Source organism: Ruegeria sp. F12 (assembly GCF_056533885.1).
The window spans coordinates 252,670-265,504 of record NZ_JBQFOV010000003.1 but is presented as its reverse complement, the minus strand read 5'-3'; the positions used below and the strand labels follow the sequence as shown (position 1 = coordinate 265,504).

The 12,835-nt window shown below is 58.9% G+C and carries 14 protein-coding genes and 1 riboswitch; of the genes, 6 read left to right on the top strand and 8 right to left on the bottom strand.

Features of this window, described 5'->3' with window-relative positions:
* Positions 1 to 80: 80 nt before the first annotated feature.
* The 4 genes from ACR0CA_RS05995 to ACR0CA_RS05980 form a co-directional block, all read right to left on the bottom strand.
* A complete protein-coding gene (locus tag ACR0CA_RS05995; RefSeq protein ID WP_170769384.1) occupies positions 81 to 686 on the bottom strand; it encodes an inner membrane-spanning protein YciB in 606 nt (201 codons plus the stop codon).
* A 16-nt stretch (positions 687 to 702) separates the two neighbouring features.
* Positions 703 to 1,605 carry an EamA family transporter gene (locus tag ACR0CA_RS05990; protein WP_170769385.1) on the bottom strand — a complete coding sequence of 301 codons (903 nt, stop codon included), beginning with the start codon at positions 1,603 to 1,605 and terminating at the stop codon, positions 703 to 705.
* Positions 1,606 to 1,695: 90 nt separating this feature from the next.
* Positions 1,696 to 2,823, bottom strand: a complete 1,128-nt coding sequence (ftsY, locus tag ACR0CA_RS05985; protein ID WP_480549667.1) for a signal recognition particle-docking protein FtsY — start codon at positions 2,821 to 2,823, stop codon at positions 1,696 to 1,698.
* 58 nt (positions 2,824 to 2,881) lie between these two features.
* Positions 2,882 to 3,520 carry a lysoplasmalogenase family protein gene (locus ACR0CA_RS05980; protein WP_480897777.1) on the bottom strand — a complete coding sequence of 213 codons (639 nt, stop codon included), beginning with the start codon at positions 3,518 to 3,520 and terminating at the stop codon, positions 2,882 to 2,884.
* Positions 3,521 to 3,647: 127 nt separating this feature from the next.
* On the opposite strand from ACR0CA_RS05980, the gene ACR0CA_RS05975 reads away from it, so the two are divergent.
* Positions 3,648 to 4,043, top strand: a complete 396-nt coding sequence (locus tag ACR0CA_RS05975) for a hypothetical protein (RefSeq protein ID WP_480897776.1) — start codon at positions 3,648 to 3,650, stop codon at positions 4,041 to 4,043.
* A 7-nt stretch (positions 4,044 to 4,050) separates the two neighbouring features.
* Here the strand turns inward: ACR0CA_RS05975 and xseA are convergent, their stop codons facing one another.
* Positions 4,051 to 5,541 carry an exodeoxyribonuclease VII large subunit gene (xseA, locus tag ACR0CA_RS05970; protein WP_480897774.1) on the bottom strand — a complete coding sequence of 497 codons (1,491 nt, stop codon included), beginning with the start codon at positions 5,539 to 5,541 and terminating at the stop codon, positions 4,051 to 4,053.
* A gap of 75 nt (positions 5,542 to 5,616) precedes the next feature.
* On the opposite strand from xseA, the gene purD reads away from it, so the two are divergent.
* Positions 5,617 to 6,879 carry a phosphoribosylamine--glycine ligase gene (gene purD, locus ACR0CA_RS05965; protein ID WP_480897772.1) on the top strand — a complete coding sequence of 421 codons (1,263 nt, stop codon included), beginning with the start codon at positions 5,617 to 5,619 and terminating at the stop codon, positions 6,877 to 6,879.
* Between the two features lie 93 nt (positions 6,880 to 6,972).
* Here the strand turns inward: purD and ACR0CA_RS05960 are convergent, their stop codons facing one another.
* Both ACR0CA_RS05960 and ACR0CA_RS05955 read right to left on the bottom strand, forming a co-directional pair.
* On the bottom strand, positions 6,973 to 7,686 hold the full coding sequence (locus ACR0CA_RS05960; RefSeq protein WP_480897770.1) for an FG-GAP repeat domain-containing protein: 714 nt from the start codon (positions 7,684 to 7,686) through the stop codon (positions 6,973 to 6,975).
* A gap of 68 nt (positions 7,687 to 7,754) precedes the next feature.
* Positions 7,755 to 8,078, bottom strand: coding sequence for a 2Fe-2S iron-sulfur cluster-binding protein (locus ACR0CA_RS05955; RefSeq protein WP_170769391.1), 324 nt, complete (start codon positions 8,076 to 8,078; stop codon positions 7,755 to 7,757).
* A gap of 127 nt (positions 8,079 to 8,205) precedes the next feature.
* On the opposite strand from ACR0CA_RS05955, the gene ACR0CA_RS05950 reads away from it, so the two are divergent.
* The 3 genes from ACR0CA_RS05950 to ACR0CA_RS05940 all read left to right on the top strand — a co-directional run bounded on the left by ACR0CA_RS05950 (position 8,206) and on the right by ACR0CA_RS05940 (position 10,615).
* Positions 8,206 to 8,595, top strand: a complete 390-nt coding sequence (locus ACR0CA_RS05950; RefSeq protein ID WP_480897769.1) for an OB-fold nucleic acid binding domain-containing protein — start codon at positions 8,206 to 8,208, stop codon at positions 8,593 to 8,595.
* 75 nt (positions 8,596 to 8,670) lie between these two features.
* Complete coding sequence (locus tag ACR0CA_RS05945; protein WP_480897768.1) at positions 8,671 to 9,621, top strand: hypothetical protein; 951 nt, start codon at positions 8,671 to 8,673, stop codon at positions 9,619 to 9,621.
* 103 nt (positions 9,622 to 9,724) lie between these two features.
* Positions 9,725 to 10,615: a DUF2189 domain-containing protein gene (locus tag ACR0CA_RS05940; RefSeq protein WP_480897767.1), complete on the top strand. Its 891-nt coding sequence runs from the start codon at positions 9,725 to 9,727 to the stop codon at positions 10,613 to 10,615.
* 44 nt (positions 10,616 to 10,659) lie between these two features.
* On the opposite strand, the gene ACR0CA_RS05935 is transcribed toward ACR0CA_RS05940, so the two are convergent.
* Entirely contained in the window at positions 10,660 to 11,349 is a 690-nt protein-coding gene (locus ACR0CA_RS05935) for a glutathione S-transferase N-terminal domain-containing protein (protein WP_480897765.1), read from the bottom strand.
* 130 nt (positions 11,350 to 11,479) lie between these two features.
* A riboswitch (SAM riboswitch) is annotated at positions 11,480 to 11,557 on the top strand.
* Between the two features lie 62 nt (positions 11,558 to 11,619).
* Between ACR0CA_RS05935 and metZ the strand changes: the two genes are divergently transcribed.
* Complete coding sequence (metZ, locus tag ACR0CA_RS05930) at positions 11,620 to 12,810, top strand: O-succinylhomoserine sulfhydrylase (RefSeq protein WP_170784364.1); 1,191 nt, start codon at positions 11,620 to 11,622, stop codon at positions 12,808 to 12,810.
* Positions 12,811 to 12,835 lie beyond the last annotated feature (25 nt).

Sequence of the window (12,835 nt, the reverse complement as noted above, 5' to 3'; positions counted from 1 at the left end):
GCAGGTGTGAGTGGTGTCACAACTTTCCACAGCAACGGCGATTAGCCAAGGATTTTATGTAGTTTTACGGAATCTACGGCCTATTGCTGGTCAGGATCGTCCATATAGGTCTGCAACATGCTGAACTGGAGCATGAGAAAGACCATTAGTGCGATCGGAAAACCAAAGGTTTCGATTTTGACCCACAGATCGGTCGACATGGTGCGCCAGACGAATTCATTGGCGACGGCCAGCACTGCGAAACAGGCACACAGCCGGCGTGTCAGAATCATCCAACCTTCGTGGCGCATGGGCAGCATCTCGTCCAAAACATAGGCGAGGTAGGATTTCTTTTGCAGCAGACCAATGCCGAGGATCAGGGCGAAAAAGCCATAGACCAGGGTGGTTTTCATTTTGAAGAACCGCTCGTCATTGAACCATGCGGTCAGGCCGCCGAAGAAGATCACCATGAAAGCGGTGAAGATCTGCATCCGGCTGAGTTTTCCGGTCAGGAACCACAATATCCCCATTGCGCCCAGCATAAGTGGGACGAAGATGATCGTTGCGACGATAAAGCCGGAATATTCCGTTCCTGCGAATTGGAAGCTGTCGTCGCGCAGGCGCAAATAGATGAAGAAGAAAGCCAGCGGCGGGCCAAGCTCCAGCACCTGTTTCAGAAACGGGTTGATCTCATTCTTGCCTGTCATGTCGGTTTCCTGCTGTTTACCCGCCCATTTCAACTATTACGGCGCCGAGTGCAATCAATGCCATCAGTGCGATGCGTCTGGGGCCAACGGTTTCTTTCAAAACCAGCCAGCCAATAAGCGCTGCGAAGACGGTTGAGGTTTCACGAAGGACAGCTGCTTCGCCGACTTTATCCAGACGGGTGGCGAGCATGATCGAACCGAAAGACAGAGGTGCAATGATACCGCCAGCCAGCCCGCGCAGCATCAAAGGGCCAAGCGCGGGGCGGTGGATCATCGCGCGCCATCTGAGGAAGGCATAGAAGGGTAGCGTGGCGCCGTCGATCATGAAGAACCAGGCGAGGAAGGTGAACGGGTCGGCGGTGGCGCGGATGCCATAGGCGTCATAGGTCGTGTAGAGCGCGACGAACAAACCGGTCGCGATGGCCAGCGCCAAGGCGATGCCCAGCGTTTCGCGGTTGGTTTCGAGAAACCGGAAGTTATAGGCGGCCAGTCCGAAAATCCCGCAAAGCAGGACAGCCACACCGAGCCATTGGGTGCCGGTGAAGGTTTCGTCAAACAACAGGTAAGCGCCAATCACGGTGAACAGTGGACCGGTGCCGCGCACGACCGGGTAAACCACTGTGTATGAGCCTTTGGTGTAGGCCAGGGCCTGAAGGATTTTGTAGAGGATGTGGATCAGCCAGACGACTGCGAATATGGGCCACATAAAGGGTTCGGGCCAAGGCACGACGAAGAGGGCAAACGGGGCCGCCATAAGGCAATAGCAGGCGTCAATCACCCCGCGCGACATCCAGGGATCGTGGCGCCCTTTTTGCAGCGCGCCAAAGGCTGCGTGCAGGAAAGCGGCTGACAGCGCAAGCGCCAGGGCGAGCCTGTGGCCCGCTTCGGTGCCTTCAAGGGAGATCAGCCAGTCGCTCAAATTTCGGTCTTTGTTTTGGCGGAGAAGTGGGGGGCTGTCTGCCCCCCCCACGCCCCCCCGAGGATATTTTTGGCCAGATGAAGCGGCGGATCAGCTTTGCAGGCCGGTGAGGGCGGCGGCGAATTCTTCGGGGTCGAACGGGGCGAGGTCGTCGATTTGCTCTCCGACGCCAATGGCGTGGATGGGCAGACCGAATTTATCCGCCAGCGCCACCAGAACCCCGCCTTTGGCGGTGCCGTCGAGCTTGGTCATCACCAGACCGGATACATCAGCCAATTTCCTGAAGGTTTCGACCTGGCTGAGTGCGTTCTGGCCGGTGGTGGCGTCCAGTACCAGCAGGGTGTTGTGAGGGGCGCTGTCGTCGACCTTGCGAATGACGCGGACAATTTTTGCCAGTTCCTCCATCAGGTCGGCGCGGTTTTGCAATCGGCCAGCGGTGTCGATCATCAGAAGGTCTGCGCCTTCGTTCCGAGCTTTGGTCAGGGCGTCAAAGGCCAGCGACGCCGGGTCCGAGCCTTCGGGGGCGGTCAGAACCGGGACGCCTGCGCGGTCGCCCCAGACTTGCAATTGTTCGACGGCGGCGGCGCGGAAGGTATCCCCCGCGGCGATGACGACTTTTTTGCCCGCGGCTTTGAACTGGCTGGCCAGCTTGCCGATGGTGGTGGTTTTGCCCGAACCGTTGACACCCACAACCAGCACGACCTGCGGGCGTTTGGGGTAAAGCGGCATGGGCTTGGCCACGGGTTCCATCACGCGGGCGACTTCCTGTGCCAGCAGCTGCTTGATTTCCTGCGTAGACAATTTGCGTCCAAAGCGCCCCTCGGCCATGTTCGAGGTGACACGCAGGGCGGTATCGACGCCCATATCCGAGGCGATCAGCAGCTCTTCGAGCTGTTCCAGCATGTCATCGTCCAGGGTGCGACGGACAACGGTTTGGGACTCGGACCGGTTGAACAGGCGGCTCAAGACGCCTTTGGGCTGGGTTGGTTCGGGCGCGGGTTGTGCGGCAGGTTCAGGTGGCGCGGTTTCGACCGGTTGTGGCGTGCGTTCAGGTTCGGGCGGTGCGGAGACGGGTTCAGTTTGCGGTGCAGGCTCAAGTGGGCTGGGCTCGGGTGCAGCCGTTTCCTCTCCGCCATCGTCGACGATTGCATCCAGCCCCTGTTCGAGGCGGGACGAGGATTTGAACAGCTTGTCTTTGAGCTTTGAGAAAAACGCCATTTTTGGTCTCCGCAGGTGTTCCTTTCACCTAATGCGGATTTGCGGCAGTTGCAAAGGGTCAGAGAAAGGCGATCAACAGACCGGCCTGTGCGCCCCAGTATAGCGGCCAGACCAGATAAGGCGTCATCCGCAGGGCCGGGTGATGGGCGGGCAGCAGGAATTTCTCGGTCGCAAGGATCAGGTCCGAGGCGATGAAGGCCATCGCTGCGGGCAGGGCCCAACGCAAAGCGCCGGTGTCGGGCAGGGCCAAAACGGTGACGCCCACGCCCAGAATGATCGGGATATAGCCCAGAACTGGTAGTCTGAGATCCCCGGCACGTGGGGCCAGAAGAGTTGCCGCGACGATACCCAGCAGGATCAGGGACCAGAATAGGCCGGGGTGAGTTAAAATCAGGCTGGTATCGCTGCTGGGATGCGACAGAATCAGTGCGATATAGGCCAGGTGTCCGGCTGCAAAGGCACCGATCCCTGCCATGAACGTTGCGTCGGTTTCGCGCGACAACAGCGCGTCTCCGATGGCGCAGAGGCTCAGTGCGGCGATCAAAAGGAGTGGCGCCTCAGACAGCAGGGCGATGACGGCAAGGCAGGCGACCGAGGCGGTTTTCAGCACCGACCTAAGTTTGCTGGCCGGGCGAGGCGCCAAGGGCAGATAGGCCAACGCGCAGGCAGCAGCGACCAGAAACAGCGCAGTTGTCATTCAAGTGTCCCTTTTTTCGTCCAGCTTCATCGGGAATGCGTCCGCAACTCAACCCATGACGTTAAGGAAGCCTGACCTGACAGATTGGTAATTGGCATTGCCGGTTGGCATCTGACATCATGCGGACATGATCAGGCATGTTGCGATTCTTCTGGCTATGTCCGCGCAGATGGCGGGGGCGCAATCCGCGCTTTCGGGGGCTGAATTTGACTCGTATACGCAGGGTAAAACCTTGTTCTACGGCTTTGAGGGGCAGGTTTACGGGGTCGAACGTTATTTGCCCAACCGACGCGTGATCTGGTCCTTTCTGGACGGAGATTGCAAGGAAGGCGTCTGGTACGAGCAGAATGGCCAGATTTGTTTTCTGTACGAAGACCGGCTGGACCCGCAATGCTGGGTGTTTGTCGAATCCGGCAGCGGCTTGATTGCTCAGTTTGAAGGCAACCCCGAGCAGACGGAGCTGTACGAGGCCGAAGATATCGATGAGGAGATGGTCTGCCTTGGCCCCGAGGTTGGCGTTTAAGCCAGACCTAGAACAGTGAACCCTGATCGGGTGGCGTTTTCTTTGCTGATTTCTTTGCAACAGGTTTTGCTGAGGCCGGTCCCATCGCCAATATGCCATCAGTGAATTCAATCTCAATAGCTGTGTGGCCTGCCGCCTGTGCCTTGGTTGTCAGAACCTGACCGTCGGCGCGCACCACGGCATAGCCCCGCTGTAACGTGGCCTTGTAGCTGAGTGTTTCACGAAGCCGATCCGTGGCCTCCAACGCCTGACGCATCCGATCCAAACGGCTGGTTTGGGCGGTGTTCAGACGCTCGGTCAGGCGGGCCAGGTTTTGCCGTTGAGCGTCAATGTCGCGCTGAATAGGGCGCAAGGACAGGCGGGATGACAGGTTGCGCACCGCCTCCTGCCGTGAGGACACCAGATTTCGCAGGGTCGAGGGGCGTAGATGGGCCGACAGTTCCACAACTTTGATGCGTCGCGCTTGAACACCACGTTCCAAAGCCGGGGTCAGGCGATCGGCAATCAGATCAAGACGTTGACGCGGTGTGTTCAACAGGCTGTCGGGGCGCGGTAACGCCCGGGACAGGTCGCGCAGGCGTTGGCTGCGGCGCTGCACGGCGTCGGTCGCAGCGCGGGACAGGCGCGCGCCCTGTTCGCCGGTCCAGGCCAACAGTTCCATCCGCACGGGCACGGCCAGTTCGGCGGCGGCGGTGGGCGTCGGCGCGCGACGGTCCGAGACATAGTCGATCAGTGTCGTATCCGTTTCGTGCCCCACGGCTGAGATTAGTGGAATGTCTGAAGTCGCAGCCGCCCGTGCGACGGCCTCTTCGTTGAAACCCCACAGGTCCTCGATCGACCCGCCGCCGCGGGCGACGATGATCAGGTCTGGGCGCGGCAGGGCGCCTCCGGGGGTGAGTTGGTTGAAACCGTTGATCGCGTTGGCAACCTCGGGCGCGCAGTTCGATCCTTGCACGGCGACAGGCCAGATCAGCACCTTGCGCGGGAACCGGTCGCGCAGGCGGTGAAGGATATCGCGGATCACCGCGCCAGATGGTGATGTCACTACGCCGATGATCTGCGGTAGATAGGGCAGGGGCTTCTTGCGTTCAGGCGCGAACAGCCCTTCGGCCTCTAGCTGTTTCTTACGCTTTTCCAGCAACGCCATCAGTGCGCCTTGGCCTGCGACGGCGACCTCATCGACATTCAGGTTGTATTTCGATTGCGCGCCAAACGCGGTGAGACGCCCGGTTACGACGACCTCAAGCCCTTCTTCGGGCACCACGGACAGTCCCGAGATCTGACCCTTCCACGTGGTGCAAGCCAGCACGTTCCGGTCATCCTTGATATCATAGTAAAGATGGCCCGAGCGCGCCTTGAACACGCGCCCGACCTCACCACGCACACGGATTCGGCCAAAGGTGCCTTCCAGTGTGCGTTTTACCTCGCCGGAAATGTCGGAAACACTGTATTCAGGTGTGTTTTGGCCGGGAATGGGATCGTCAAGCAGGTCGGACATTTCAGCGCCTTGTGTCAAATGCCCACCCAGCTTAGAACGCGCGGAAGTCGAGGCCAAGCAGATCGGAGAGCAGTCATGAATATCCTCATTCTCGGGAGCGGTGGACGCGAACACAGCCTAGCCTGGGCGGTGATGCAGAACCCCAAGTGTGACCGTCTGATAGTCGCGCCGGGCAATGCCGGAATTGCTCAGATTGCCGATTGCGCGGCTCTGGACATCGAAAATGGCGGCGCTGTGGTCAGCTTTGCCGAAGACAACGCGATTGATTTTGTGATTGTCGGCCCTGAGGCCCCCTTGGCGGCTGGGGTTGCCGACCGCCTACGCGAAGCGGGCGTTCTTGTCTTTGGCCCCTCGGCTGCGGCGGCGCAGTTGGAGGCATCAAAGAGTTTTACCAAGGAAATCTGCGACGCCTCGGGCGCGCCGACGGCAGCCTATGGGCGCTTTACCGAGGCCGAGCCCGCCAAGGCCTATATCCGCGAACAAGGCGCGCCGATTGTGGTCAAGGCCGATGGTCTGGCCGCCGGCAAGGGCGTGATCGTGGCGATGGACGAAGCGACCGCGCTGGAGGCCATCGACGACATGTTTGGCGGGGCTTTTGGCAGGGCCGGGGCTGAGGTGGTGATCGAGGAATTCATGGAGGGCGAGGAGGCCTCGCTTTTCGTGCTGTGTGACGGTGAGGATATCCTGTCGGTCGGCACCGCGCAGGACCATAAGCGCGTAGGCGAGGGGGATACCGGGCTGAATACAGGCGGGATGGGAGCGTATTCTCCGGCTCCGGTCCTGAGCGCCGAGGTCGAAGCCCGCGCGATGGAAGAGATCATCAAGCCGACCGTGGCCGAGATGAAAAAGCGCGGGATGCCGTTTCAGGGGGTTCTCTATGCGGGTTTGATGATCAAGGACGGGCAGCCGCGACTGGTGGAATACAATGTGCGCTTTGGCGATCCCGAATGTCAGGTGCTGATGATGCGCCTGGGCGCGCAGGCGATGGATCTGATGCATGCCGCAGCCGAGGGCCGTTTGCGTGAGGCGCAGGTGAACTGGGCCGATGATCATGCGCTGACCGTTGTGATGGCGGCTCAGGGATATCCGGGGTCTTACGAGAAGGGCAGTGTTATTGGCGGTCTGGACGGGCTGCCCGAGGACAGCAAGAACATGGTCTTTCATGCCGGGACCAAGGCTGCGGATGGGCAGGTATTGGCCACGGGTGGTCGGGTTCTGAACGTCACCGCTCGGGGCGAGACATTGCAGGAGGCGCGTGATCGGGCTTATGCGATGGTGGATGGGATTGACTGGCCCGATGGGTTCTTTCGCCGCGATATCGGCTGGCGCGCTTTGTGATCTGATTGCCGGGCTGCGCCCGTCTCGATTTTTTGGGGCGAGGGGCCAGCCCCTCGCGCTCCCTGGGATATTTTGGGCCAGATGAAGGGCGGATCAGCAAATGAGTGCGTTTGTTAGGTCACTGCGCTTCTTGAGGGGGCCAAGGTCGCGGGTTTGCCAATCGCCTCGGTAAGAAACGCTGACGATGGTGCTCCAGTCGGCGCTTGCGACGACCATCTCGGGGCCGGTGCCGCAATCGCGGATGGCGCTCGAAATATAAGCTTCTCCAATTTTGTGGTTTGTCAGACCAGGCAGTACCGCGATTTCGGTCAGTGCGCCATCTTTGAAGCGCCAGATGCGCAGGGTTTTGGCCAGGTGAGGGCGGTCGATATAGGCGATCTCGACGTAGCCGTCGCCGTCCAGATCGGCCGCGCCGATCGGTGCGAGCCAGCGGAAACGGGTGCCGATATGCGGGGTGGCGGCGATCTTTTCCCCGTGCGTGTTATAGATGGCGAGTTGTGCGCCTGTATCCTTCTGGGCTTCGACAACCAGAACTTCGAGCGTGCCGTTTTGATCAACGTCCGACAGCCGAGGCGCTAGATCTTCGAAAACACGGTCCTCGGGCAGGCGGATGGTCAGGGCAGATCGTTCCTTGGCGCCCGTCGAGCCTTGTGTGGCAGGCGTGTTTTCTATGGTAAGCTCAAGCGCTCCATATTCGATCTGATCCCCCAGGACGCCATGAGGATATCGGGTCGTGGGTTCGGTATAACGAGCCGCGACAATCGTATCTGCAATGGCAGGGGCTGTTGTGACCAACCACAAGCACATTGCCATAAGCGCGCCGCGTGACCTGCCTTGCCAGAGGCGAGAGAGTCGGCGCGGCGCTTTGGAGATCATCAGATCTGTTTCTCGGGCATCTGAACGACCAGACCGTCCAGCGCGTCGGTGACTTTGATCTGGCAGGTCAGGCGGGACCGCTCTGGGTCGGGCTCAAACGCAAAGTCCAGCATGTCTTCTTCCATGTCGTCTTTGGCTGGCACTTTCTCGACCCAATCAGGGTGGATATAGACATGGCAGGTCGAGCAGGCGCAGGCGCCGCCGCAATCGGCCTCGATGCCGGGGATGTTGTTGTCACGGGCCCCTTCCATGACGGTCAGTCCGTTGGCGACCTCGACAGTGTGCTCGGTACCGCCATGCTCGACATAGGTGATCTTTGCCATTGCGTGCGTCTTCCTTTTACGATGTTCGAAACCTTCCTTAGTCAAGCCATTTAGGTCTTTCCACCCTCATTTGCGACTCGGGATGCCGCGACTGGACATTCCTGTGATATGTTCTATTTTTGTTCTCATGCTTGTTACCCCTGTTCGCAGTGCAGTTTCAAACCGAGACTGGCCGCGCCCACCCGCTTGCCTGCCAGCCAATCGGCTGGACGATCCGCCCGATCATGCGCGTGTGACCGTGGCCGGGTTGGTGATCTTGCGGCAGAGGCCGGGTACAGCCAAGGGCGTGATCTTTCTGACGCTGGAGGACGAAACCGGCATCGTGAACGTGGTTGTCTGGCGCGCGATGTATGAACAATTTCGCCGGGCGGTGATCTCGGGCCGGTTGCTGCGGATCACGGGGCGGATGCAGCGGGCGCATTCCGTAACCCATGTGATCGCGGAAGAGATCGAAGATATCTCGGCCATGTTGGACGTGTTGGTACGGGGGGAGGGGCAATCGCCCCAAAGCAAGTGAGAAGAAAACACCCAGACGTCATGGTTTTGCCAAGGTTGAATGTAATTCAGTCACCAGTTTGACGGGTATTACATTATGAAAAACAAGTATTTGTACCGCGTATTTCGACTGCGCCGGCTGATATTTCTTAGTTTGTTTCTTTTGTTCGTGCCATGGGCTGTGGGGACGCAGGTATTTGGTCATTCCGCACTTTTGGCGGGTCCGAAAATGCAACTCGTGACGGCCTTGTTTGGTGTACTTGCAATCATGTTACTGGTGCTCATTTATCCGCGGGTCTGGTGGGAGACGGTCACAACGGCCTTGGTGCTTGGGATAACGCTAATGCTCTTGCCGGTGATTGAGATGCTGCCCGACCTTGCGCCAACGCAAAATCAAGGGAAGGCAACAGCCTGGACGATTTTCGGAACGGTTCTGGTCAGTTTTTTCTTATGGCTCGGCCTGAACTGGCTGCCCAGCGTTTTTCTGCATGTTCCCCTCGGTTTGCGGGAATGGAAGTCGCGCGCCAGATACCTCATCCCTGCACAGCGTGCCTTTGACATTCTGAAGACAGCACCTGACAGCTACAGCGGAAAATACAAAACCGGCCCGGTGGGGGATGATGGGTTGTTCACGGTCTCGATGAACATGAACACGGTAAATCCCGACACCTGGGACCCGGAGAACATGGAAATGCTCTATAAATGCAAGATCGAGCAAGAGAGCGGTACGAGTCAGGTTATTTCGACCTATTACACGGTTGAAGGAGAGGCCAACGTGGACGTCGAACGCTTGACTGTCCGCAGCGAAGGGCAGACCGCGATATGTGAGACAGTGACAATCAGAAGCCGACGAAACCTGTACGAAGATTTGGGTTTTTGGGTGCAGGATTTCGGAGCGGACCATTTGCATGCTAGATTGGATGCCGCCGAAGGTCTGTCCTCGATTGCGCTGGTCGACTTGCCGTATGTGTCGCCATTGGTCGGGCTTGCGCGGTTTTTCGAGCAGTTTAATGAAGATCCGCCTGGTAAAAGCGGCGGATCGATTTAGCACTCTGCCGACTATCGCTTGTCCCGGTGGTTCTTGGACATGCCGACATACGGTACACGGCCCGCCTGAAACTTACTCCTGCCTTGCCCAAACGTCAGCGTTGATGCACAGTTTCATCATCGGAACTTTGGCGGCGCCGACAGGCTGCCGTGCCACGCTTTGGGAGGACCGTGACATGCCATCCAAAATCGCAGATTCCACACCGCCAGACGACCTGACGCCCCAGCCACAGGACAGGGCCAACGTCAATACGATCACTGCTGGCGATATCACGGCCTCTTTGAAGGCGGGGTTTTCCGACTTTCTGGCGCGCCCGGTCATGAGCGGCTTTTTTGGTCTGTTCTATGCGGTCTTCGGCATTCTACTGGTTTGGGTCATGGTCTGGCTGGGTAAGATCTGGATGATCATTCCGGCCATTGTCGGCTTTCCGTTGATTGCACCATTTGCAGCCGCCGGGCTGTATGAAATGTCACGCCGGTTGCAAAAGGGACAGGCGTTCGGGTGGTCCGACATCCTGACCGTCATGGCCCATCAGCGCAAACGCGAGATGGGCTGGATGGCCTTTGTCACCCTGTTCATTTTCTGGGTATGGGTTTATCAGGTTCGGCTGTGGCTGGCGATTATCCTGCAAAACGCCTCGTTCTCGGATTTGGACGGGTTTTTGAACATCGTCTTCTTTACCCCGCAGGGCTGGACGTTTCTGGCCGTTGGCACGGCCATAGGCGCATTCCTTTCCGCGGTCCTGTTCTCGGTCACTGTCGTCGCCATGCCCATGTTGCTGGATCGCGAGACCAACTTTGTCTCGGCCATGCTTACATCTATCCGCGTCGTCACCGAAAACCCTGTGGTCATGCTGAGTTGGGCGGCGATTATTTCGGTCACGATGCTGTTGTCACTAGTTCCGGCATTTCTGGGCCTGATCTTCACCTTGCCGATTCTGGGGCATACGACATGGCATCTCTACCAGCGGGCGGTGCCACCGGTAGAGGGGTGATTTGAATGTGAACCCTTCGGAAAAGGGTCAGCCGCCGACCGTGTTCATCGCTTGAACAAATTGCTCTGCGATTGCTTGTCCCGGTGATCTCCGCGCAACTCGGCGTGCAGCGCGCGACCGGCCTGAACGCCGGGGCGGGCGCTGACGGTTTCCAGCCAGCGGGTGAAATGAGGTTTGTCCTCCAGCACCTGTTGCTGACCTTCCCACAGGCTGGCCCAGCCCCAGATCGACATGTCTGCAATGGAGTAGAAATCGCCCGCGACATATTCATTCTCGGCCAGCCGCCGGTCGAGCACGCCGTAAAGCCGCCCAACTTCGGTGCGATAGCGATCCTTGGCATAGGGCAGGTCTTGTGGCGGATCCAGTTGCGGGGCGTACTTCAAAAAGTGGTGCGCCTGACCGGCCATGGGTCCGACCCCGCCCATTTGCCACATCAGCCATTCCTCAACGGCGATCTGGTCACGCTCGGTTTCGCCATAGAACCGCCCGGTCTTGCGGGCCAGATACATTAGGATAGCACCGCTTTCGAAGACCGAGATCGGCTCTCCATCCGGGCCGTCGGGGTCCACGATGGCAGGCATCCGGTTGTTGGGCGCGATTTTCAGGAATTCGGGATCGAACTGATCGCCCTTGCCGATATTGATCAGGTGGGTGGTGTAGGGCAGCCCCATCTCTTCCAGAGCGATAGACGCCTTCCACCCGTTTGGCGTAGGCCAGAAATACAGATCAATCATGGTCTCTCCTTCGGTTGACGGCGATCATGAAGGTTTCGGGCCATTGGGCAAGGGGGCAGGGGCAAACTGTTACGAAACCGTGACTGATTGCGCCTAAGGCTTGACGCCTTTGCATGCGCGGCGTAAGGGCAAGGCACCACGTGGCGATTTGTTACCGGATTGCGGGCCACGCTAAACAACACCGCTAAAAGGTCAGGATGAAAGACCCCTTTCGCTTGGCCGCGTCTGGGGTTTTTTGTTTGCCTCCAAAGAGGGGCCGAAAGGAATGACATGAGCGAGAATTGGAACAAACGCACACAGGCCGTCCATGGCGGCATCCGTCGCAGCCAATATAACGAAGTGTCCGAGGCGATCTTTTTGACGCAGGGCTTTGTTTACGAAAACGCCGAACAGGCCGAGGCGCGGTTTATCGAGACCGGCCCGGATGAGTTCATCTATGCCCGTTATGGCAACCCGACCGTGTCCATGTTCGAACAGCGCATCGCGGCGCTGGAAGGGGGCGAGGACGCCTTCGCCACTGCATCCGGCATGGCGGCGGTGAACGCGGCGCTGGTGTCGATGCTGAAGGCGGGCGACCATGTGGTGTCGGCCAAGGCTTTGTTCGGCTCTTGCCTCTATATCCTTGAAAACATCCTGACCCGCTACGGCGTTGAAGTGACCTTTGTCGACGGCACCGATCTGGACGCGTGGAAAGCGGCGATCCGCCCCGACACCAAAGCGGTTTTCTTCGAATCCATGTCGAACCCCACCCTTGAGGTGATCGACATCGAAGCGGTGGCCACGCTGGCCCATGCCGTCGGTGCAACCGTGATCGTGGACAATGTGTTCTCGACCCCGGTCTTTTCGCGCGCGATCCAGCAGGGCGCGGACGTGGTGGTCTATTCCGCAACCAAGCATATTGACGGGCAGGGCCGGGCTCTGGGTGGTGTGATCATCAGTACCAAAGAGTTCATCCGTGGCACCGTTGAACCCTATCTGAAACATACCGGCGGCGCGCTTAGCCCGTTCAACGCGTGGGTCATGCTCAAAGGGCTTGAGACGATGGCTCTGCGGGTGAATGCTCAGGCCGAGACGGCGCAGATCATTGCCGAGGCGTTGGAGGGCCATCCCGCGCTGGAACGCACCTTGTATCCGGGGCTGAAAACCCATGCCCAAAATGCGTTGGTGCAATCTCAGCTGGGCGGCAAGGGCGGTACGGTTCTGTCCCTGGACATCAAGGGCGGGAAAGCAGCGGCTTTTGCTTTCCTCAACGCGATGACGATCCCGGTGATCTCGAACAATCTGGGCGACGCCAAGTCGATCGCGACGCATCCGGCAACAACGACCCATCAACGCCTGAGCGATGCGCAGAAAGACGAGTTGGGCATTACACCCGGCTTGATCCGGTTCTCGGTCGGGTTGGAAGATGCTAGCGACCTGCTTGCCGATATTAAGCGCGCATTGGACGTTTCTCAGCAGTAAACGTCGCGTCAACGGTGCTACAAAC